Origin of the sequence: Neotamlana sedimentorum (genome assembly GCF_000943565.1) — a bacterium.
Taxonomy (GTDB): Bacteria; Bacteroidota; Bacteroidia; order Flavobacteriales; family Flavobacteriaceae; genus Neotamlana; species Neotamlana sedimentorum.
Genome location: NZ_JTDW01000004.1, coordinates 290,695 through 313,551, shown reverse-complemented (window position 1 = coordinate 313,551; position 22,857 = coordinate 290,695). Strand labels below are relative to the sequence as shown.

General features: G+C 34.1%; 13 protein-coding genes. 8 read left to right on the top strand and 5 right to left on the bottom strand.

From position 1 onward, the window contains the following. Positions 1-8: 8 nt before the first annotated feature. Positions 9-5,819 (bottom strand): T9SS C-terminal target domain-containing protein, encoded by a 5,811-nt coding sequence (locus tag PW52_RS06290; protein WP_044632071.1) that lies wholly within the window; start codon positions 5,817-5,819, stop codon positions 9-11. 187 nt (positions 5,820-6,006) lie between these two features. Here PW52_RS06290 and PW52_RS06285 point away from each other — a divergent pair, with 187 nt between their 5' ends. Further along, complete coding sequence (locus PW52_RS06285; protein ID WP_044632070.1) at positions 6,007-6,915, top strand: patatin-like phospholipase family protein; 909 nt, start codon at positions 6,007-6,009, stop codon at positions 6,913-6,915. A 3-nt stretch (positions 6,916-6,918) separates the two neighbouring features. Here the strand turns inward: PW52_RS06285 and PW52_RS06280 are convergent, their stop codons facing one another. The 3 genes from PW52_RS06280 to PW52_RS06270 all read right to left on the bottom strand — a co-directional run bounded on the left by PW52_RS06280 (position 6,919) and on the right by PW52_RS06270 (position 10,254). Next, complete coding sequence (locus PW52_RS06280) at positions 6,919-7,440, bottom strand: DUF7935 family protein (RefSeq protein ID WP_044632069.1); 522 nt, start codon at positions 7,438-7,440, stop codon at positions 6,919-6,921. A gap of 115 nt (positions 7,441-7,555) precedes the next feature. Then, the gene (locus PW52_RS06275) at positions 7,556-8,560 is read right to left on the bottom strand and encodes a T9SS type A sorting domain-containing protein (protein WP_044632068.1); all 1,005 of its coding nucleotides are present in this window, start codon (positions 8,558-8,560) and stop codon (positions 7,556-7,558) included. Between the two features lie 128 nt (positions 8,561-8,688). Next, entirely contained in the window at positions 8,689-10,254 is a 1,566-nt protein-coding gene (locus tag PW52_RS06270; protein WP_044632067.1) for an FMN-binding glutamate synthase family protein, read from the bottom strand. Between the two features lie 73 nt (positions 10,255-10,327). Between PW52_RS06270 and PW52_RS06265 the strand changes: the two genes are divergently transcribed. The 3 genes from PW52_RS06265 (at position 10,328) to PW52_RS06255 (ending at position 15,137) form a co-directional block, all read left to right on the top strand. Beyond that, positions 10,328-11,872: a DUF748 domain-containing protein gene (locus PW52_RS06265; RefSeq protein ID WP_131453980.1), complete on the top strand. Its 1,545-nt coding sequence runs from the start codon at positions 10,328-10,330 to the stop codon at positions 11,870-11,872. 149 nt (positions 11,873-12,021) lie between these two features. Next, positions 12,022-14,358, top strand: coding sequence for an ATP-dependent helicase (locus tag PW52_RS06260; RefSeq protein ID WP_044632065.1), 2,337 nt, complete (start codon positions 12,022-12,024; stop codon positions 14,356-14,358). 98 nt (positions 14,359-14,456) lie between these two features. Continuing rightward, entirely contained in the window at positions 14,457-15,137 is a 681-nt protein-coding gene (locus tag PW52_RS06255) for a hypothetical protein (RefSeq protein WP_044632064.1), read from the top strand. A 7-nt stretch (positions 15,138-15,144) separates the two neighbouring features. Here the strand turns inward: PW52_RS06255 and PW52_RS06250 are convergent, their stop codons facing one another. Then, positions 15,145-16,008 carry an alpha/beta hydrolase gene (locus tag PW52_RS06250; protein WP_044632063.1) on the bottom strand — a complete coding sequence of 288 codons (864 nt, stop codon included), beginning with the start codon at positions 16,006-16,008 and terminating at the stop codon, positions 15,145-15,147. A gap of 44 nt (positions 16,009-16,052) precedes the next feature. Between PW52_RS06250 and PW52_RS06245 the strand changes: the two genes are divergently transcribed. The 4 genes from PW52_RS06245 (at position 16,053) to cas1 (ending at position 22,857) form a co-directional block, all read left to right on the top strand. Further along, positions 16,053-16,673, top strand: a complete 621-nt coding sequence (locus PW52_RS06245) for an L-threonylcarbamoyladenylate synthase (protein ID WP_044632062.1) — start codon at positions 16,053-16,055, stop codon at positions 16,671-16,673. A 7-nt stretch (positions 16,674-16,680) separates the two neighbouring features. Continuing rightward, positions 16,681-17,028, top strand: a complete 348-nt coding sequence (locus PW52_RS06240) for a VOC family protein (protein WP_044632061.1) — start codon at positions 16,681-16,683, stop codon at positions 17,026-17,028. Positions 17,029-17,648: 620 nt separating this feature from the next. Then, positions 17,649-21,971, top strand: a complete 4,323-nt coding sequence (cas9, locus tag PW52_RS06235; protein ID WP_044632060.1) for a type II CRISPR RNA-guided endonuclease Cas9 — start codon at positions 17,649-17,651, stop codon at positions 21,969-21,971. After that, a complete protein-coding gene (gene cas1, locus PW52_RS06230) occupies positions 21,964-22,857 on the top strand; it encodes a type II CRISPR-associated endonuclease Cas1 (protein ID WP_044632059.1) in 894 nt (297 codons plus the stop codon). Before cas9 ends, cas1 begins: the two co-directional genes overlap by 8 nt.

Below are 22,857 nucleotides of genomic sequence, written 5' to 3'. Positions count from 1 at the left end.
ATAAGAATTTATTTTAATGCAGAAAATGCTCCTTTTTTAGTAATAGTTTCACCGTACAGCGTTTTAGCCGATAGTGTATAATAAAAGTTTCCGTTTTCGGTGTCGTAGTCTTTTATCGTGCCGTTCCAACCTTGCAAGGCATCACCGGTTTCAGAAAAAATTAAACTGCCCCAGGTGTTAAAAATATTAAAGGTCATATCGGTTAATGCCTTAGTTTTAGGAACAAAATAATCGTTAACACCATCGTTGTTTGGTGTAAATGTATTTGGCACCATGAGGCTGTAGCCTTTTTCTATAGTTAAAATGATTTCTTTTGTATAAACACAGCCAAAAGGATAAGTGACCGTTTGAATTATGGTATAAGTGCCTTCGTTATTATAACTATGAATCGGATTTTCATCGGAAGAAAAAGTGCCATCACCAAAATTCCATGAAACTGCAACAAACTCGCCGGTAGATTGATTCGTAAATTCAATAGGAATTAACTTAGAATAAAAACCAAAATTTTGGAAGCTTTCTGAGGTTTGGGTAAAATCGGGATAACCCAAAACAGGAATTTCAACTTGATATGAATACGAAATTGAACATCCCATACTGTCGGAAATTTCAATAATTGTTAAACCATTTTGGTTGGTGCTCATAAATTGGTTGTTCGAACCAGAAACTGTTCCGCTAGACCATTGTATATTATACGGAGGAACACCACCATTAGGTTTGGCTTCAAAAGTTTGATTGACTTCGCGAGTTTCACAATCATGTATGGTGTGTGTTTCAACGTCAACTACTAAAGGTTCAAATCGATTGATACTCCAACTACCAGAAACATCGCAATTATTGGCATCGGTTACAGTAACCGAATAATCTCCAGGAGGAATATTGCTTAAATCTTCTACAGTTGTACCATTGGACCATGAAAAGGTAAAAGGCATTGTTCCACCAGTCACAATAAGATTTATGGCGCCACTTTCGGCATTATCACAATCTAAAGCATCGGTCGTATTTGCCGATAAACTTAATTGTGATGGTTCTGTAATGGTAAAGGTTTCGGTAATTGTACATGGTGTACCATCAGTAATAGTAACAGAATAAGTGCCTGGACCAATGTTGTTACGTTCTACGCCTGCTGTAGGGTCATCGTCCCACACCAAGGTAACAGGATCAATACCTCCTTCAAAATTAAGAGTAATTCGTCCGTCCATAGCGCCATAACAACTTACATTGCTTATAGTTGGCGTAATTCTGAAAAGTGGAGGTTCTTCAATAACAATAGTCGCTTCTTTTACACAATTGGCATCATCAGTAACGGTAATAACATAAGTGCCTGGTGATAAATTATCTTGTACCATGCCCGAACCTAAGTTGCTCCATGTAACGGTATATGGCGCTACACCACCTGTAATCGAATTTATAGTAATTACAGCATCATTATCGCCGTAACATTTAATTTCGGTTGCGGAATAATCTATTATAATTTCATCGGTTTGATTAACTATAACTTGAAGCGTATCGGTACAATTTGATTTATCGGTAACTGTAACCGTGTATGTACCAGCGAATAAATTAGTAATGTTTTGATTGGTGCTCGTATAACCATTTGGACCAGTCCAAGAATAGGTGTAGTCAAAAACTCCTGTGCTCACCTCGGTTGGTCGTCCTCCATTTACATCAATATAAATTTCTCCTGTAGCATCCCCATAACAAATAACATCAACTTTAGATGCTAAGGATGCTTGTAGTTCTGCGGGTTCAATTATTTGAAATGGTTGAGAAATACTCGGACAATTATTGGCATCGGTTACTGTAATTTCATAGTTTCCAGGGCCTAAATTGGTTAAATCTTCGTCTGTACTATATGGCGTTCCGTTTAATGTCCAGTTATAAGTGTAGGGTGTTGTTCCACCAGAAATATCAATACCAATAGAGCCATCATCTGCACCAAAACAAGAAATGGTTTCGGCATCAAAAACAACATCACTAAAAATAAGTTCTTCTGGTTCTGTAATGGTATAGGTGTTGCTATAAGGACAACCGCCATCGTCGTTAATGGTTACAGAGTAATTTCCAGGATCTAAATTACTTATGTCTTCATTTGAGCTTGTAAATCCGTTAGGACCAGTCCAAGCGACTTGATATAAATTACCTGTTGTAAATGGTACGCCTCCAGTAATAGAAATATCTATTGATCCGCTTTGCGAATTGTAACAGGTACTATTAATTATAGTTTCAGAAACACTAATCGAAGGGTTAACCGTAATAGTTACTGTAAAAGGTAAACCAACGCAATCTCCTGAAGTAGGCGTTACAGTATAAGTTACTGTGGCTGGACTTATTGTAGTATTTGTTAATAATTGACTAATATTAGTTGCGCTAACTGTTTCGCTAGTTGCGCCAGTAACAGAACCAGCAGGAGCAATGGTTGGAGCATCCCATGTGTAAAGCGTGTTATTCGGTACGGTATCACCGTTTGTTTCATTAGGTGAAATATCAAAAGCAACACCACTACAAATCGTTAAATCGAAATCACTAATACTTGGTGTTTCATTAATAATATGTTCCGTCACATTCGATGTAATTTGAGTACATCCACCAGATGAAAAGGTAATGATTACGTAGTAATAAGTGGTTCCAACAGTATTTGAAGGTGGTGTAAATGTCGCATTGGTTTCTCCAGAAATTGGCATTCCTGTTGTGGCATCATTACTCGAATTACTATACCATTGGTAATTTGCTGTACCAACACCATTTGTATAACTCACAGATAAAGTATTAAAAGTTTCACCAAAACAAATGGTTTCAGAAGTGGGTTGGTTGGTTATATTTGGTGCTGCATTTACGTTAACTTCAGCGGTTTCACTAGTAGTGTTACACCCTGGTTCGGTTTGAGTAATTTCGCAGTAGTAATAAAGCGTTCCAACAGTAGTCGTTGGAGGTGTATAAGTACTGCTAGTTGCCCCTGTAATTAAAGTACCACCAGTGTTTGAATTAGTTGTGTTGCTGTACCATTGGTAAGTGTATGTTGTTCCTATACCTCCCGAAACTACAGCTTCTAAGTCTTGTGGTGTAATTCTTTGACAAAGTGTTTGTGTTGCTAATGGCTGGGTTGAAATTGTTGGTGCTGCTACTAAAATAACTTCCGATACTGCGCTAGTTATATCACCACAACCACTTCCATTTAAAGAAATAACTAGATAATAATAATACGTTCCAGCAGTTGTAAAAGTTGGCGGGGTAAATGATGCATTAGTAGCTCCGGTTATAGCGGTCCCACCGGTGTTTGTATTTACAGTATTACTATACCATTGGTAGCTAACTGTTCCGGTTCCACCAGAATGAGCAACGGTTAAAGGGTTGTTTAATTCGCCACCTACACAAAGACTTTGTGTATTGATTGGCTCAGTATCTATTTGCACACCTTCAACCACCTCAATTCTTGCGGTTGTTGAGGCTATTTCATTACAGCCTGCTCCAGAAGAACTAAAAGATACCAAACAATAATAAAAAACAACTCCAATAGTATCGTTTGGAGGTGTGTAACTCGCTGTAGTTTCTCCTGTAATTTCTGTTCCAGCAGTGTTGTCATCAATAGTATTACTATACCATTGATAACTAGGAGTGCCAGAACCATTTACAGCAACTGTTAAAGGAGTAATAGGGCCATTTAAACAAACTGTTTCTGGTTGAGGTTGAGTTGTGAATTCTGGTGCAGGCTCTACAGTTACGGTGAAAATTACTGGTACACCATCGCAACCATTAAGTGTTGGTGTTACTGTGTAAGTAACATCTTCTGCTGTTGTTCCCGAATTAAAAATAGTTTGTACAGGAATCGTATCTGTTCCCGAGGTTGAAAATCCAGTAACGGTAATAGGAGCAGCTGCAGTCCAAGAAAATGTTGAGCCACTTAAATCGGATGTTAAAACAACCTCGTTGGTGTCGGTTCCCGAACAAATAGTTTGTGCTAAATCCGTATTAGTAATAGTTGGCACTGGGTTTATTGTAAAATCGTATGTTGCTGTTACGATATCGCAGCTATTTGTAACTTCTAAGGTTATAGTGTAGTCTCCAGGTGTGTCGTAATTAATAGTACCTGGATCTAAAGTGTTAGCTGTTGCAGGATTTCCGCCAGGGAAACTCCATGAGTAAGTAACTGTTTCAGAAGTTGGAGCACATGTGTTAACAGAAGCAACAGGATTGAATGAGGCAATGCCACAAAAATCATCTATTTCGTTAATTGTGACCTGTGGAGGTTCTTTTACTTCTACAGTTTCAGTATGTTCACTTTCGCCACAAGCGTTGGTTGTTGTTAAAGTAAGCGTGTATGTTCCTGCTGTTGTGAATTCGAAAGAAGGTGCTGCGGAATTTTCATCTGTTCCATTAGTATAGCTCCATTGAGGCGTTGTTGTTCCGCAAAGTCCTTGGGTGTAATCTACTTCCCAAAGGTAAGTTTCACCACCACAACTTTGAGCAAAATCGGTTGTATTTGTGACTTGTACATCTAGAGGAGAACAACCATTGTCAGTATTTAAAGTGAAATCGGTTATTAATTCTGGTTCAATACAAATAGTATTTGTAACAGTATCTGTAGCGCCACAAAAATTTTGAGCATATACGGAAACTGTGTAAACACCAGGACTTGTATAAGTGTGCGATGGATCGCTTAATGTTGAGGTTGTGCCATCACCAAAATCCCAAAAATAACCAGCAGAAGTATCACAATTTTGATTATAACCTGTTTTTGAAGTATTGGTGAATTGCACCGGCATATTTAAACAACCATTTGGGTCGTTTGTAAAGGATACCTCTGGCTTTTTTAATATAATAATTGGGCCTGCTACCGAGTTTGTTACTCCACAAGAGGTAACAATATCTAATACCACTTGATAACTGTAATCAGGACAATTAGATTCTGTATACACATAAGGAATTGGGTAATCGGGTGAATTAATTGGATCTGCACTGTTGTAATAAGGAGAAGCTTCTAACTGTAGCTGGGTATAAACTTCGGTATTACCATCTCCCCAATTTAAGTAATAATAAGTGTCTGGAGGGTTGTCTCCCCATTTCGTTATAACAAAATCTATGGCTTGCACAGGTGTACACAAGTTTACTGTGTTTCCTGGACTAACTACAGCTCCTTTTGGATTACTTGAATTTTTAACTAAATAAGTTATTTTGTTGTCGCAATCTGTACCATGTGCTGTAATAGTCATATTATACGAACCCAATTGATCATATGTATGTGATAGCGGAAAAGTAACATTTGTTGTGGTAGTATTATCTCCCCAATTAATATCGTATGTTGAGATACAACCCGCACTAGACCTGTTACCTACATTAATTGTGTACTTTGGATCGGTGGTGTTATTTCCACAATTATCAAATTGAGGTGTAAAATTAGCTTCTGCATCAATATCGTAGAAGTTAAGATTTGGTTTACGTAAAACAGGTACTTGTTTGTTTATGGTTGAGGTCTCGTTGTTTTTATCGGTAACTATTAAGGTAACATTTACACTTTGTGTGCCACAACCAACAACATTAAAAGTGTGCGATGGGTTTGGGCTTGTACTTGTGCTACCGTCATCTCCAAAGGTCCATAAATAACTAAATGGAGCCTCTCCAGAAACTGCGGAGCTAAAGTCTACTTGAGTACCAGAACAAGCACCACTATTATTAAATGTAAAATCGATTGTTGGAGGCGCAGAAACTTCTGTCGACCTATTAATGTTTTTAGGGGTTTCTAACAGGAATTTTTTATTTAGAGCGAAAAAAGAAACACTAATTATTAGAAACGCAAGTACTGTAAGAAAAGTGGTTTTTCTCATAGAAAATATAATTGTTAATAGCTGAAACTAAAATAGATATTCTTTTTTTAAACTGGTGCAATTACAAGATATATGTGTCCTTTTTTTGGATAAAATACCCATTGTTGGGTATTTATTTACAGCTTTAAAAGTTTGAAATATACTTAGCCCATTTTACTTTTATATATTTACAATAAAATTTAAATAATTGAAGGCACTAGTAATTTCAGGTGGAGGTAGTAAAGGCGCTTATGCGGGTGGCGTTGCCGAATATTTAATAAAAGAGCAAAAACGCAATTATGATTTGTTTTTAGGAACATCGACAGGCAGTTTGTTAATACCTCATTTAGCCGCAGGAAAACTTGATGAAATTCATAAGGTTTATACCAGTGTAAATCAAAATGATATTTTTAGTGTCAATCCGTTTGTTATCAGAAAAAAAGGAGATCGACAGTTTGTTTCTATCGATTTTTTAAATTCTTTATGGCAATTCATTAAAATGAAACGCACTTTTGGAGAAAGTAAAGCCTTAAGAAAACATATTAAAAGACATTTTACTCAAGGGGATTATGAATTAATTAAAGCAACTAAAGAAGATGTTGTTGTTACGGTTTCAAATTTGTCTAAAAATTGTGTGGAATATAAATCTATAAATGATTTTACATATGAAGAATTCTGCGATTGGATTTGGATTTCGTGTAATTATATTCCATTTATGTCTTTAGTAAAACGAAATGGTTTTGAGTATGCCGATGGTGGTTTGGGCTGTGTAGTACCTATTAGAGAGGCTATTTTACGTGGTGCAACCGAGGTTGATGCAATTATTTTAGACACCGAAAAACTTGTTTACAACAAAATATTAGGTAAAAACCCGTTTTCGTTGCTTATTAATTTGTTTGGACACTTACTCGATCAAGTTGAGCGCAGTGATATTGTTATAGGTAAGTTGGCTGCAAAAAATAAAAATGTACAATTGAATTTATTTTATACGCCATCGCGCTTAACCGAAAATGCGTTAATCTTTAACAAAAAACTCATGAAAGAATGGTGGGAACAAGGATTTGAATATGCCAAACACAAATATTCTGAGGCGCAATCGAACGAATTACGCGAATAAAATTTACCAAATACTTGAAACTTCGTCTTTAACAAAAGCTAAGGCGGCATCGCTTGGAGATTTACGTTCCATCATTTCATTTAATAAAACTTCACGTAACTTATTTGCAGTATCGGTCTTTTCAAGTAAACTGGCTTTTCTAATAAGTTGAATTGTGGCGTTTTTTGCGGCCGTAATAATATTCCAACATTTATCGGTAATATAAATTTGCTGGGTCAAATTATGTTCAAATTCCTGCTCTATACTTTGTATTAATAAGCTTTCGTAGGCTTCTTTATTTTCACTTATAGGAGAAACACGAACTAATAATTTAGGTGGCGAAATACGTTCTAAAAACAAAACCATTCGTTCGTAGGCTTGTAATCGTGTAGGAAGCGCGTTAACCTGTAAGTCTTTTTTTAATAAAAAGCGTCGGCGGCCGTCTTCATTTTTTATATGAGTTTTAAAAAAATAATACGCAATTAAACCAGTTACAATAGTTGGAACGGTGTAAAGAAATAAGTCAATTATTTTTTCAATTTCCATAATTAGTTTTATTTACAAACATAACGGGTTTGCTATTACTGTACAAATAAAACTGATAGATAAAAAGAAACCCTTCAAAAAGTATCGAAGGGTTTTAAATAATTTTTTGTCAAAATTAAATTTTGACTAATTTTTTAGTTTCCGAATCTATTTTTAAAAAGTAATTTCCTCTTGATAAAAATTTGGTTGAAATTTCGGTTGTTAAACTATTTAAGGTGCCATTTAAAACTTCTTTACCCAACATGTTATAAACGCTATATGGTTTATTAATTAAGGATTGATTAGTTATAGAAATTTTAAAAGAATCTGTACTCGGGTTTGGATAAACTTCAAGTTGAGGTTTATTATCAAAACTATTTGTTGATAATTCTGTTTCGAAAAGTTGATCTAAAGCAGCACCGAAAAAGGTGTTTATTTTATTGTCTGTAGAGTCAAAGTTACTAGGGTTAAAAAACGAAGCCATAACGCGATAGGTCGATCCTTTATAATTAGTCATTGTAGTTTCACCAGAATGTGGGTAAATTTCAGGACCAAATTCATAAATAGATTCAACTCCAGCGGCTGGTGTAACAGCATCAATATACCAAATGGTACTATAAATCCATGAAATAGGAGTAGGATAACTTGTATTTGCAGTAGAAGACCTGTCTAACTGAGCAACTCCAGCATTACTATCATCTATATACGATTGCATATCATAGGATTCAATTTTAGCATAATCATATAAAAATTGGCCAGAAGCAAAATCGGCAGGGGCACTTCCGTACATATTATAAATTAAATCGGTGCCAATTAACCAAAGATATCCACCATTATCTAGATAAGTTCTTAAATCTTCAATTCCTGCGGTGCCATTATTCCAAAAACTTAATCCAACACCATCATCTCCAGTAAACCAAATTATTAAATCGTAATTACTTAAGGTTGTTAAATTAGGAACTCCATTTGCAACGGCATCATGCACAGTAACATTTGTATACGATGTTGCTAAAATGGCATTGTGAATACTCGTGTTGTGGTCGGTATTAAAATCGTTATCCGTAATTAACAAAATATCATTTTGAGAATAAGAAATTAAGGCCAAAGTAAAAGTGAAAATTGAGAGTAATGTTTTCTTCATACATTAAAAAATTTAAAAGATTAATTATCTCAAATTTAATAAAATACGCTATTTAAATTTTTACTTTTTACAGAATTGAAGTTATTTATATGAATAATGTAAATTAAGCTTAATAAAATATTAAAGCTTTAATTTTGGCTTTTAATTCCTCCTAAAAATTCACAATCTTTCAAATCTTGCATAGAGCTAAATGGTACTTGTGTTTTGTTATATTGATAGGTATTACTTAGCTGTTTCGATAAATTGTGGTCGTCTACATTAACTTCAATATCGTCCATTGTAAATTGGCATGGGTGCTCGTAACCTGCAGCGTGAGTAATTTCAATAAACTCTTTTTTAAAGGTTTTAAAGTACTGCGCTAATCGTTCTGACTTTAACGGAATGTTTATGCCTTGTTGCAACCACTTGCTTTGGGTAGCAATACCTGCAGGACAGCGGTTGGTATGGCAAACTTGGGCTTGAATACATCCAATACTCATCATTGCTTCACGAGCCACGTTAATACAATCTGCTCCCATAGCGAAGGCCATCGCAGCTTTTGCTGGAAACCCTAATTTCCCACTACCAATAAAAACAATACGGTCGGTTAAGTCTTTGTCTTTAAATAATTTATATAAATCGCCAAAACCATAAACCCAAGGTAAGGAAACATGGTCTGCAAAACTAGGAGGCGCAGCACCGGTTCCTCCTTCGCCACCATCAACAGTAATAAAATCTGGTCCTTTTCCTGTTTTTTTCATTAAATCGGCCAGTTCCTTCCATTGGTCTAATTTTCCTATGGCAGCTTTTATTCCTACGGGTAATCCCGTTTCTTCGGCTAATAATTCAATAAATTCTAACATTTCTTTTACATTAGAAAAAGCAGAATGGTTTGGTGGAGAAAGCACATCTTCTCCCATTGGTACATGGCGTATTTCCGATATTTCTTTTGTTATTTTACTTGCGGGTAAAACACCACCTTTACCTGGTTTTGCGCCTTGCGATAACTTAACTTCAATAGCCCTTATAAAAGGATTTTTTTCAACTAAAGCCTTTAATTTTTCTAAAGAAAAATTACCATCATCTGCTCTTACTCCAAAATAACCAGTTCCTATATGAAAAATAACATCTCCGCCGTTACTATGGTATGGAGATAGTCCGCCTTCGCCTGTATTATGATAGGCATCGGCCAATGCCACACCTTTATTTAAAGATTCTATAGCTTTAGCAGATAACGAACCAAAACTCATAGCGGAAACATTAATTACAGATGCAGGTCTGTAAGGCTTCTTTCTTTTATTAAATTCACCAATTACCTTAGCGCAAGGTAAAAAGGTTTTATCTATACTATTTGGGTGCTGTTTATCAATTTTAAACGGAAACATGGCATTATTAACAAAAATATGCTGGTGCGCATAAATATCGCGATCGGTTCCAAAACCTTCATAATTATTTTCGTTTTTTGATGAAGCGTAAATCCAACCTCTTTCAATCCTGTTAAAAGGTAATTCCTCTCTGTTATTTGCTACAAAATATTGTCTCATTTCTGGGCCAATACTTTCTAACCAATATCGTAAATGCCCAACAATAGGGAAGTTATGACTTATGGTGTGTTTTTTTTGAATAAATATATCGCGAAAAGCAACAATAACTAATACAACTAAAACCCAAGCCCACCATGGCATGTTTGATAAAAAGTTTAAAATAGAGGTCATTTTTTTATTTTTAAAAAGTAAAGATATTTTAAATAAAATTGTTCCCCAAAAAACGAAAACATATCTTTATAAAATGCGATTAAATGTAAAAAAAACGAGTATAGTTCTTGTTATATTAATAAGTGTAATTGTAGTATGTACAGTTATTTTAAATGTTTTTATTTCGAATAAATTAAAAGCAACTTTAGCAGAATTACCAAACCATATTATAGTGAATTATGATGCTATAAGTTCGAATATTTGGTTACGGAAATTTAGCGTAAAACATCCAGTAATTGTTGTTAAAGGACAAACCACAGATAAAACATTATTAAAAACTGAAGCTGAAGCGTTTAATTTAGAAGGATTTAGTATTTGGAAGTATCTTTTAGAAGAAAAAATTGATATAAAAACTATCGATTTAAGCAATTCGGTATCGGAGATGTTTTATAATTTTAATTTACAAGAAGATAGTTACCAAAAGGAAGCTACAACAGGTTTAAAAAATGATTTTGTAATTCATAATGTCATTTTTAATGAAGCGAATATTTTAACCAAGAATATAGAAAATGATTCTATAATATTTAGCATTTCTAAATTAAATTCAACTGTAAAAGAATTGAAATTTAATAAAGGCGTTTTTGTCTATGACAGTTTTACGGTAGGAGGAAACAACCTGTTTTTAGCTGTAAATAAGTTTGAAAATTTAAATATATCAGAATTTAATATTTCAAATAAAACGATGGCATTTATTAACGTAGATTTATTTACAAAATATTCTAAATCCCAATTATCATCGATTTTAGAGCAGGAACGCGATCATGTAAAGGTGAATTTTAAAGAAATTCGTTTACAAGCATTAGATCTCAATTTTAATAATGGATTTAGTTTATCATCAAAATCGAGTGAAATAAACCTACCTAATATTGAAATTTTTAGAAACAAGTTATTGCCAGACGATTTTAAAACAAAACCGCTTTATTCTAAACTTTTACGCGATTTAAATTTTAAACTTAATATTGATGAGTTAAAAATTAACGACGGACAAATATCTTATTTTGAAAAAGTTAATAACGACAATAAAAAACCCGGAACAATTAGATTTAACAACTTAAATGCAGAAATAAATAATTTAGGAAATGTTAATACACAAACACCTGTTAATATTACTGTTGATGCGCTATTTATGGAAGATTCTAATTGCCATATAGATTGGAATTTTGAAGTAGCAGATACTACAGATGCATTTGTGTTTAAGGCAGATTTAAAAAACTTAAATGCCTCAAAAATAAATCAATTTATTGAGCCTAACTTAAAAGTAAAACTAAAGGGTGAATTACAACAAACGTATTTTTCTGTTTATGGTAATAACAACATTTCGAATACAGATTTAAAAATTAAGTATGATGATTTTGAAGTTTCTGTTTTAAAAGAGAACGGCAAAGAAAAACGTAAACTATTATCTACTTTGGTTAATTGGTTTGTTTTAAATAACACCAATTATAATGATGATAATTTTCGTTATGGAAAAGCAGAAAATATAATGCGACATAAAAATAAATCTGTATTTAATTATGTTTGGATAAATGTTAAACAAGGATTGTTATCAGCCATGACCGGTAGTGAAAAAAGAGATTAATATTAGGTTAATTTTCGTTTTTATAAAATCTAGTTAAGAGTTTATTGTTTAAAACTTCTACAGCCTAATTTGTTTATAAATATTAATAAATCCCTTTAATTAAAAGCGAAACAATGGTTAATTTCACGCTTTTAAATTACTAGTAGATTTTGGAGAAATATTTAAGTCAGTTAAACGAGGCACAACTAGCGCCTACCTTACAAATAGATGGCCCAATGATAGTTATTGCTGGCGCAGGTTCTGGCAAAACGCGTGTGCTTACCTTTAGAATAGCTTATATGATGAGCAAAGGCATCGATCCTTTTAATATTCTAGCTTTAACTTTTACCAATAAAGCCGCACGCGAAATGAAAGAGCGTATCGCGAGCATAGTAGGATCAAGTGAGGCTAAAAATTTATGGATGGGAACTTTTCACTCGGTTTTTGCTAAAATTTTACGCATTGAAGCCGATAGATTGGGCTACCCAAGTAATTTCACTATTTACGACACCCAAGATTCCGATCGTTTAATACGCGATATTATTAAGGAAATGAACTTGGATAAAGATATTTATAAGTATAAACAAGTTCGTTCTAGAATTTCATCTTACAAAAACAGTTTAATAACTGTTCGTGCATATTTTCAAAACCCAGAACTTATTGAAGCCGATACTATGGCGCGTCGCCCCAAAATGGGAGATATTTATAAAGCCTATGTGGAGCGCTGTTTTAAAGCTGGAGCCATGGATTTTGATGATTTATTGCTTAAAACCAACGAGCTTTTAACACGTTTTCCAGAAGTTTTAGCAAAATACCAAAACCGATTTAAATATATTTTGGTTGATGAGTATCAAGATACCAACCACTCGCAGTATTTAATAGTTCGAGCTTTGTCCGATAAGTTTCAAAATATATGTGTTGTTGGTGATGATGCACAAAGTATTTATGCTTTCCGTGGGGCGAATATCAACAATATTTTAAATTTCCAGAAAGATTACCTCGATGTAAAAGTATTTCGATTAGAGCAAAATTACCGCTCAACAAAAAACATTGTAAATGCTGCGAATTCGGTAATTGATAAAAACCAAACTAAACTCGATAAAGTGGTTTGGACAGCCAATGATGATGGCGGTAAAATAATAGTTCATCGTTCGTTAACCGATGCCGATGAAGGTCGCTACGTAGCCAGTACTATTTTCGATACTAAAATGAATCATCAATTACCAAACAGCGATTTTGCCATTTTATATCGAACCAATGCACAATCGCGTTCTATTGAAGATGCTTTGCGTAAACGCGATATTCCATACAGAATTTATGGCGGTTTATCCTTCTATCAGCGTAAAGAAATAAAAGATGTTTTATCGTATTTAAGATTAATAATTAATCCAAAAGATGAAGAAGCTTTAAAGCGCGTTATTAATTTTCCGCCGCGAGGTATTGGTCAAACTACAGTCGATAAGCTTATGGTAGCTGCCAATGGTTATAACCGATCGATTTTCGAGGTGATGAAAAACATTGATAAAACCAATGTTAAAGTTAACTCCGGAACCAAAACAAAGCTTTTAAATTTTGTTACCTTAATTGAAAGTTTTCAGGTAATGAATCAAACAGCCGATGTATTTGAACTTGCCGAATATGTTACCAAAACAAGTGGTTTAATTCGTGAGCTTAATAAAGATGGAACGCCCGAAGGTGTTACCAGAATGGAAAACATCGAGGAGCTTTTAAATGGTATGAAAGACTTTGTTGAAGGTCAAAAAGAAATAGTAGATGCCACAGGATCTTTAGCCGAATTTTTAGAAGATGTAGCGCTTTCTACCGATATGGATAACGATAAAGACGATGGCAATAAAGTCGCATTAATGACGATTCACCTAGCCAAAGGTTTGGAGTTTCCGTATGTGTATATTGTTGGTTTAGAGGAAGATTTGTTTCCAAGTGCCATGAGTATGAATACGCGAAGCGAACTCGAAGAAGAGCGCCGTTTGTTTTACGTAGCGCTTACACGGGCCGAAAAGCAAGCGTATTTAACCTATGCGTTATCGCGTTATCGTTGGGGTAAATTAGTAGATTCAGAACCAAGTCGTTTTATTGAAGAAATAGATGAAGAATATTTAGAAATAGAAACACCTATTGAAGAACGCCGAATAAATCCAATGCTTTCTGCCGATATTTTTGGCGATGTAGAACCTAACAAAGTTAGATTTAAGCCAGCAAAACAACCAAAATTCGATAAAGGAAAAACAAAAAAGTCTCCAGAAAAATACCAAGCACCAACACCTAAAAATTTAAAACCTGTAGCTAAAAGTTCTGCAAATGCGGGTAGTCCTAATTTATTCGATAATAAAATAGCTGTTGGTAATATGGTAAAACACAACCGATTTGGTACTGGAGAAATTATAAAAATTGAAGGCACTGGTCCAGATACCAAAGCCGAAATTAAGTTTCAAGTTGGTGTAAAAAAATTACTGTTACGCTTTGCAAAATTAGAAGTACTAGGTTAGAGCATAATTATTTAAAAACTGTTAAATAGTTGTTAAGAGCGAATGTTTTATTTGGTTTCTGCATCTAATTAAAAGAGTAACCAATTAAAACAATAGGTATGAAAGCATTATTATCACTAGTATTAATTTTAAGTTTTGAATTCGTTGTAGCCCAACCTGGTGGTGGTGGCATGATGGGCGGCGGCGGTATGCGTGGTGGTGGCCAAGGCGGACAACAAAACCAAGAACGCCAAGAAATGCCAGAATTCGATGCAGCTAAAGTCGCAGGTATTTTTAATTATGATGACGCCGAAGTTTTAAAAAAAATTAAACTTAAAAAGAAAGAAGAAAGCCTTACTCTTGAGGTTAGAAAAGCAATAAACACTTATAATGTTAGGGTTAATGAAATCGCACTTTTAAATAAAGATAACTTCGATACCTTAAATGTTTACGTTAAAGCGGTGCGCGAATCGCAACAAGCAAATCGTGGCCAAAACCAATCGTTCGATCGTAGTGAGCAAGATAGGGAAGACGATCCTAGATTTAAAGTTATGGAGTTGGTAAAAGAAAAAACCGAACCTGTAAAAGCGTTGGTTGTAAAAGAAGAAGATAAGCTTAACCAAAAAATGCAAACGTTATTAGATGAAAAAAAATATAACAAATGGTTAGATTATCAAGCCGAAATTAAAGAAGAATTAAACCCGAAACGTCCGGAGCGTAACGATTCTGGTATGCAAGGAGGAGGCAGACAAGGTGGCCGTCAAGGAGGAGGTGGCGGTATGATGGGTGGAGGCTTTTAAACCTTTGCTAATTTAAATGGGTTTGCATAAAAGCTTTTAACTTTAGCCAAGTGTCTATTAAAGCTAAGCCTTCCCAACCATGAGCTTCATTTTCATATAAAGTAAACTCGTGAACCACATTTAGGTCTGCGAGTTTATTTTTTAAATCGATACCTTGAGAAGTAGGAATCAATGGGTCTTTTCCACCATAAAATAAAATGGAAGGTGGTGCATCAGTTGTAACTTGGTGCAATGGGCTAGCTTCTTCTAAATAAGAAGTTTCAGGAAATTCGCCAAACATATCCAGTAACTCCTGTAAGTCTTCGTTGGAATTATTTAAATATTCAGGGTCGGTTAAATTCGTAGGCCCAACAATACTACAAACCATATCGATATTTTTATCGGTATCGAGTGCATAACTCCATAACAGCGATAAGTGAGCGCCAGCACTTGCTCCAATAAATCCAAAATTATCAGAAATTGTATAATTAGAGCTGTTAGATTTTAAATGATTGATAACACTGGTAATATCGTCAGTTTGCATCGGGTAAGGTTTGTTTTTTTCATTAGCATACCGATAATTTACGTTTACAATAGCATGATTTGGAAAATCGATTCGTATTAAATCTTTAATCGCATTCATGTCACTTTTATCTCCAGAAATCCATCCGCCACCATGAACTAAAATAACCGTTTTAGTATTTAAAGAGCGATTAGCAGGTAAATATAAATCGAACTTTTGTCGGTCTTCATTGCCATAAGAAACATTTAATGCTTCGTAATACAAGCTAGGATCTAATCCATCTTCATTATTGTTTGAGGTATTAGAACTGCAATTTTGTACACAAACAGCAATAAAAAAAAGACAGAAAAATTTAAAAACAAGCTTCATAACTAAAATTGTATTATTTTTAAACGTATAATAAGATACAAAAATTGGCTGATTTTATAAAAATATACGAAGAAAACCCAAATCCGCGTGAAATAGCAAAGGTTGTTAACGTGTTGAAACGTGGTGGATTAATAATTTATCCAACCGATACTGTTTATGGTTTAGGCTGCGATATTAACAACATAAAAGCTTTAGAACGTGTTGCTCGAATAAAAGGTATTAAGCTCGAAAAGGCTAATTTTTCCTTTATTTGTCACGATTTAAGTAACCTGAGCGATTATGTAAAACAAATTGACACATCGGTTTTTAAGTTATTAAAACGCAACTTGCCAGGGGCGTATACTTTTATTTTACCAGGCTCGAAACAATTACCAAATCCGTTTAAAAAACGAAAAACAGTAGGTATCCGTATTCCAGAAAACAATATAGCTTTAGATATTGTAAAAGGTCTTGGAAATCCAATAATTTCAACCTCTATACATGACGAAGATGAAATTATTGAATACACCACCGATCCAGAATTAATTCTTGAAAAATGGGATAATTTAGTCGATTTGGTTATCGACGGCGGTTATGGCGGTAACGAACCATCAACAGTAATCGATTTGTCCGACGGCGAACCTGTTTTAGTGCGAGAAGGTAAAGGGAATCCCGATATATATTAAAAAGCTAATGGAACATACACCAATTAATTACATCGAATTTAAAGCCAAAAACTTACACGATATAAAAACCTTTTATACAGCTTGTTTTAATTGGGCGTTTACCGATTATGGCGATCAATACATCGCTTTTAAAAATAGTGGTGTAGAAGGAGGCTTTGAAAAAACAGACTCAGAAATAGTAAATGGTGTTTTGGTGGTTTTACATCATAATAATCTAGATGAAGTAAAAGCCAAAGTACTTAAACATGGCGGACAAATTTCAGTCGATATTTTTGCTTTTCCTGGCGGTAAACGCTTTCAATTTTTAGATCCTTCTGGAAATGAATTGGCGGTTTGGTGTGCCGAAAAAAATTAGTGAGTTTTAACCTTCCACCTCAAAAAAACTAAACACATTACCACCGTAACTTTTTAAATAACTGAAATTTTTAACGTTATTTTAATAGGGCGTTCTAGCGGGCTTTACATTATATCTTTTTTATCGTACCTCAAAAAAAGGATGCCATTGCAATCCCTAACGCGAAAATTCGTCTTCGTAATAATATAATTTTCTTATATTTAAAATCTCCTTAAATAATTAAATATGCAACAAAGTATTAATTGTTGCAGCACTTAGCATAAATACATTTAAAAAAACTAAAGTAATGTTTAAGCAAAAAAATGCCCCGAATTGGAAGTCGAGGCGGCTTAAATGTTTTACTCGCAAATTTAATAATTGATGGGATTGAGCTCGTGAAGCCATTTAAAGAAAAAAGAAAACGACATAAGAATAAACCTATGCCGCTTTAAATGTTTTCACAACGGAATAATCCTTATTGTGAATTGCTTATTATGGTAAACCGGAAAGTAAAAATGATATGATGGGATACTTTTAAAAAAAGTAACGACTACCTAGGCAGTCGTTTAGAATTTTCTGTGGCTTTTAAGCCTTGTTGTGAATTGTCTTTCAGTGACACTAAATTAAGAAAAAAATATATTATGGCAAAATTGGGTTTAGATTTAGGAAGCTCTTCATTAGGTTGGGCAATTAGAGATGGGGACGAAATTTCTAAAAAAGGAGTGATTACATTTCCCTCAGGAATGGTCAAGGGACAAGGTGGTGGGTATAGCTCGCCTACGAGAGATAGAAGAGAAGCACGTTCTAAACGAAATCTTATTAGGGCTAGAAAATACAGGAAATGGAAGTTACTTGAAATTCTATGTAAAAATAGTGAATATGTGCCTTTAAATATTTTACAGTTAGAATCTTGGAGCAAGTATAAAAAAGGGCAGGCAAGAATGTTTCCTGAAAATGAAAAATTCTTAAGATGGTTGTCCTGTGATTTTTCTTATCAAGGGGGCGAAATGTACAAAAATCCATATGAATTGAGAGTGAAGGCACTAGACCAGCCTTTAACCAAGCATGAATTTGGAAGGGTTTTATATCATCTCGTCCAAAGAAGAGGATATAAGGACATTGGGGAATCTGATAAAGAGACCGAAAGTCAAATTAAAAGAAGAGGTGAAAGTGGGTTTCAAAAAGCACTTGATAATAACCGAACCATTGCTGAAGCCTTAAAAAACGAATTTTTAGACAAAGGTATTAGAGCAAGAAATGAATATCCTTACAGAGAGGAATACCAAAACGAACTTGAATTAATTTGTAAAGCACAAGGGTATAATGTTTCCAGAGATGGCAAATATGACTATCAGGACCAATTTGTACTGAGCTTGTGGAAATCCATTGTTTGGCAACGTCCATTACGTTCCCAGAAAGGAGCCATTGGAAAATGTACGTTAGAGCCTTCAAAATTAAGATGTCCTGTCTCTCATCCAATTTTTGAGATTTCAAGAGCTTGGCAATTCATAAATACCATAAAGTATTATGATAAAGATGATGAAAAACAAAACTTGCCCGAAGATTTAAAAGAATTGCTTTTTAATGATGTTTTTATAAAAAAGGACAATTTTAAGTTTGAAGATATAAGAAGGTATTTAGACAAAAAATTTAAGCAAAAAACAAAATACAATTACCCTTTAAGTAAAAAAACAGGAAAGTATGAAACAAGTGTTTCGGGTATGCCCTTTTGCAACGGAATAATAAAAATATTAGGAGACGTAGCTTATGATTCTCTAATGAATATTGAAAAATACAATATAGGGAATGCACCAAAAATTATAAACGGCTATTCCATTTTAGATGTTTGGCATGCTGTTTTTGATTTTGATGAAGAATACCTAGAAGCATTTACGAATGAAAAACTTAAAGTTGAAAATACGACAGTAAAGCGCAACAAGAAAGAAGTATCGTTATCACCGTTGGTAATTTTAAAAAATAAGTTAACTGTAGGCTATGGTGATTTAAGCGTAAAGGCACTAAAAAAAATCATTCCGTTTTTAAAACAAGGCTATTTATACAATGACGCTGTTATGTTGGCCAAACTTCCGAAATTGATGGGAAATGAATGGGAATCTCAAAAAGAAGACATCCTAAAATTGGCTAAAAGCAGCCAAGAAACATACAACTGGTGTAGGATAATTGTTGGGATTACCAATAATTTGATTGATGCGTATAAAGGCGAAGTAGAGGATTGGCGGGAAACCGGAAAGTCAGTAAAAGCATGGAAAGATTTTGGGTACCTGCTCACCGAGGATGATAAAAGAGAAGTCATCAATGCCTGTATTGGTTATTTTGGCGAAACTTCTTGGGATAAAAGAAAGGATAAAGAAACTATCATCAGTGAAGTAGGAAAGGAATACCAAGAATTTTTCTTCGATTCTAAAAGAGTTTATCGGGAAATGCCCACGTTAACCAGTTTGTTTTTTGAAACATTATCTGTAAACGGTATAAAGCTAAGTGGGGAGTTATACCACCATTCCACCAGAAAAAATATATATGGTACTAAAGTAACCGATAAAAATACAGGCAAAGATATACTGCCTATACCTTTGATTGACAGTATAAAGAACCCAATGTTTAATAAATCAATGAGCATTTTAAGACGTTTGGTTAATGAGCTTATTCTAAAAGGGGAAATAGATAAAGATACTGAAGTGGTGGTTGAAGTGGCAAGAGAGCTGAATGATAACAATAAGAGAGTAGCTATTGAACGTTATCAAAATGAACGACGAAAAAAACGAGAAAAAATTAGAGCTTTCCTAGAAGAGTTTAAGACTAAGGAAAACAAATCATTTAATGTGGAAGAGCGTATTCGTGATTTTGAATTGTGGTGTGAACAATCCTTTGAAGAGACTTTTGATAAATCAGGAAAGAAAATTGTTAACAAGAAAAACAGTGAGATTTTAAGCGAAAAAAAAGCTATTAGACGATATGAATTATGGATGGAGCAAAAAGGACAATGTATGTATACAGGAAAAATGATTCCCATTGCTCAATTGTTTTCAAACGATATTGATGTGGAGCATACAATTCCAAGAAGTCTATTACCAGATAATACAATGGCAAACCTTACAGTTTGCTATGCCAAATACAATAGGGAAAATAAAGGAAAATTAATGCCTTTCTTTTGCGAAAATTATGAAGAAGATTTAGCGGGTATTGGTACAGCCATAAAACCACGTTTAAGGGAATGGGAAAAAACTATGGATAATTACAAGTCCTTATTTGAAAGCAGGCTAAAATCCACTGGAAATGAGGATGAGGCTAAAAAGAACAAACGTATCCAAGAAAAACATTATTTCAGGATGCATTATGAGTACTGGAAGGATAAAGTAGAGCGATTTACAACTGATGAGGTAAAAGATAGTTGGGCTAGAAGACAGTTGGTAGATACGCAAATGGTAAGTAAGTATGCAAGAGAGTTTTTAAAGACATATTTTAAAAAAGTAGCGGTACAAAAAGGGGAGGTAACTGCTCAGTTTAGAAAAATATATGGTTTTCAGGAAACCGATAAGATAAAAAGCAGGAATAAGCATACACACCATGCTATTGATGCTGCTGTGCTTACACTTATACCAGTGAACAGTAGCCGAAGGGATGCCTTGTTGGATAAAATGTATAAGATGGAAGAAAGGGAAGGTAAGCAATTTTCCACCAAACCTTTCGATTTATTTAATTCACAAGAATTAATAAATGTTATTGAAAGCCAGACGCTTATTGTTAATTACGAAAAGGATAAAATCTTACAACAGACTGTAAAAAATGTAAGAAAGCGTGGCAAATTACAGTATGTGAAAGACAAATATGGAAATTTTGTAACAGATGAAAAAGGAGAAAAAATCATAAAAAAATCACAAGGAGATACTGTTAGAAGTACTTTGTATAAGCAAACATTTATAGGGAAAATAAGAGATGTAGGACGCTATCCCGACGGACAACCAATACGTGAAAACGGAGAATGGAAATACAAAACTGGTGAAGATGAATTTTTGTTTACCGAACGTAAACCATTAAAAGATGTGCTTTCTAAAGTGGATGATATTATAGATCCTGTCATTAGGGAAATAATAAGAACTCAAAAAAGTCAAGCAACAGACCCTCAAGGTAATAAAATAAGACATGTTAGGGTAAAATCAAAAGCAGGACAAGTTGTAAAGCAACGTGTCAATTACCGTTCGAAACATGAGTATAAGAACTACTATTATTCAGCAGCAGGTTCAATTCCTTATGCAGTAATGCTTCAAAAAAACATAAATGATAAGATTGAACGAAAAATTATTCCAGTGGCTTCTTTTGAGGTTTCTAAGGTGTTTATGGAACATAAAAAGTTCTCACTAGAGTTGTATTTGGAAATGTTTCATCCAAATTTAAGTGGTTACCAAGACACTAAATTGTTAAAAGTTGGACAAAAGGTTTTGATGTTGAATGACGACAGTGAGTTTGAACAAAGAAAAGATATGGAGTTTCAAAAGAACAGACTCTATCGTATAACCCAATTCGCAAATGATGGAAAAAGGATTATGCTTAAATATCATTTAGAGGCTCAAGCTATAACAGATGTAAGAAAAAATGTTAATGAACAAAAACACAAAATATTAACAAGTGAAGAGGTGAAAATGGGCATATCTGAAATACTAGAAAACACCAGTATAACGAATTTAGCTGATAGAAAGAAAGATTTTGAAAAACGAAAATACAATTTTAACGATAGGTTAAATAAGATCGAGAGTGTTTCTAACAAGTTAAAAAAAACGCAAGTGAAAAAGATGATTAATAATTATCAAACAGAATATTCGTCATTTCCAGAAAACATAATTCCATCTTTTTTAAAAATCTCAAATAATAATTGGAACTTTCTTTATGAAAATTATGATTTTAAGGTTTCGATATTAGGTAAATTAATTTGGCTGAAAAATGATTAAACGCACTCTATTTTTTGGAAATCCTGCTTATCTCAGCACTAAAAACGAGCAAATGGTTGTTAATTTTCCTGAAGAGGACAAACCAGAAAAAACCATACCTATTGAAGATTTAGGGTATTTGGTTTTGGAACATTCGCAAATAACCATTTCTAATGGTTTACTTATGAAATTGGTGCAAAACAAAACAGCGGTTATAACCTGCGATAAACAGCATTTACCTTGTGGGTTTTTACAACCTTTGGTAGGGCATAGTGAGCAGACCGAGCGCATACGCTACCAATTAAATGCTAGTTTACCTTTAAAAAAGAATTTGTGGCAACAAACTGTAACGGCTAAAATAGATAACCAAGCCAATCATTTTTTAAATTTAGGAAAAAATGCCTTGCGGTTAAAACGCTATGCTAAAGTTGTAAAGAGTGGTGATTTAAATAATGAAGAAGCCTTAGCAGCAGCGCATTATTTTCAAAATTTGTTCGATATTCCAGAGTTTAGTCGCAACCAAAAAGGTATTGCACCTAATAATTTACTTAATTACGGTTATGCTATTTTAAGAGCGGTAACTGCAAGAGCCTTGGTAAGTAGCGGCATGTTGCCTAGTGTAGGTATTTTTCATCGTAATAAATACAATGCCTTTTGTTTAGCAGATGATGTTATGGAACCCTATCGGCCTTATGTAGATGCTGTGGTTTACGATATTGTTGAAAGTGGGGGTAATATTGAAGATTTAAACACCAATTTAAAATCGGAATTATTAGCTATTCCGGCAATAGATGTAATGATAGATGGAAAACAAAGCCCATTAATGAATGCCATGAGCCGAACCACGGCCAGTTTATTTGAATGTTTTGAAGGTTCGCGCCGCAAAATACTCTATCCAGAGTTCTAA

Coding starts and splice junctions, on each gene's coding strand:
- PW52_RS06265 (WP_131453980.1), top strand. CDS start 10,328: ATGCGATTAAATGTAAAAAAAACGAGTATAGTTCTTGTTATATTAATA.
- PW52_RS06275 (WP_044632068.1), bottom strand. CDS start 8,560: ATGAAGAAAACATTACTCTCAATTTTCACTTTTACTTTGGCCTTAATT.
- PW52_RS06240 (WP_044632061.1), top strand. CDS start 16,681: ATGGAACATACACCAATTAATTACATCGAATTTAAAGCCAAAAACTTA.
- cas1 (WP_044632059.1), top strand. CDS start 21,964: ATGATTAAACGCACTCTATTTTTTGGAAATCCTGCTTATCTCAGCACT.
- PW52_RS06280 (WP_044632069.1), bottom strand. CDS start 7,440: ATGGAAATTGAAAAAATAATTGACTTATTTCTTTACACCGTTCCAACT.
- PW52_RS06290 (WP_044632071.1), bottom strand. CDS start 5,819: ATGAGAAAAACCACTTTTCTTACAGTACTTGCGTTTCTAATAATTAGT.
- PW52_RS06270 (WP_044632067.1), bottom strand. CDS start 10,254: ATGACCTCTATTTTAAACTTTTTATCAAACATGCCATGGTGGGCTTGG.
- PW52_RS06255 (WP_044632064.1), top strand. CDS start 14,457: ATGAAAGCATTATTATCACTAGTATTAATTTTAAGTTTTGAATTCGTT.
- PW52_RS06250 (WP_044632063.1), bottom strand. CDS start 16,008: ATGAAGCTTGTTTTTAAATTTTTCTGTCTTTTTTTTATTGCTGTTTGT.
- cas9 (WP_044632060.1), top strand. CDS start 17,649: ATGGCAAAATTGGGTTTAGATTTAGGAAGCTCTTCATTAGGTTGGGCA.